General features: G+C 75.4%; 1 protein-coding gene. It reads left to right on the top strand.

The window, feature by feature from the left end; all coding sequences use genetic code 11:
- A partial coding sequence (locus Q0C81_RS10050) for a TolC family protein (RefSeq protein ID WP_291837081.1) occupies nucleotides 1–735 on the top strand: 735 nt, incomplete at both ends.

Genomic DNA, 735 nt, shown 5'->3' with positions numbered 1-735 from the left:
CCGCATCGCGCGCCGAGACGTACGGGTCGCGACGGCCCTGGCCTGGATCGATCTTCACTACGCCGGCCGCCGTCTGGCGGCGATCGACGCTCTTCTCGAGGACCTGCAGCCCCTGTGGGACGCGGCTCCCTCGGCCGTCGCCTCGGGCGCGTCGCGCCCGGCCAACGCGCTCGGACCGGTTCAGCTGAAAGCGGGTCTCGACGACCGTCGCAGCACCTTGCTGGCCGAGGCGGAAACGGCGCGGGCGGACCTGGCCCGCTGGACGGGCGACGCGGCGGCGGCGACGAGCGGCGCCCCTCCGGACTTCGATCTCGACCCCGTCGCGCTGGCTGCCGGTCTTGACCGGGTTCCGATGCTCCGCGCCTTCGGCGCGGCGGGCGAGCGCGCCGACGCGCAAGTCGATCTCGCGCGCGCCGGGCGGCGACCGGACTGGTCGTTCGAGGCCAGCTACGGCCGACGCGACGAGCGCTTCGGGGACATGGTGTCGGTCGGCGCCAGCGTGCGGTTGCCGATCTTCCCGGGGCAGCGACAGGAGCCCCTGATCGCGGCCCGCGCGGCCGAGGCGCGCGGGATCGCCGCCGAGCGGGAGGCCGCCGCCCGGGAACTGGCCGCGGCCCTGCGGAGCGATCTGGCGTCGCACGCCATGCATCACGACCAGTGGGTCCGGGCGCGCGAGGTCGTGCTGCCGAACGTGATCGCGCGGTCCGACCTCGAGACCGCAAGCTATGCGGCCGG

This window comes from Brevundimonas sp. (assembly GCF_023259385.1).
In the GTDB taxonomy this organism is placed as follows: domain Bacteria; phylum Pseudomonadota; class Alphaproteobacteria; order Caulobacterales; family Caulobacteraceae; genus Brevundimonas.
Note: the sequence above shows the minus strand (reverse complement) of the source record. Positions and strands in the feature narration are given on the sequence as shown.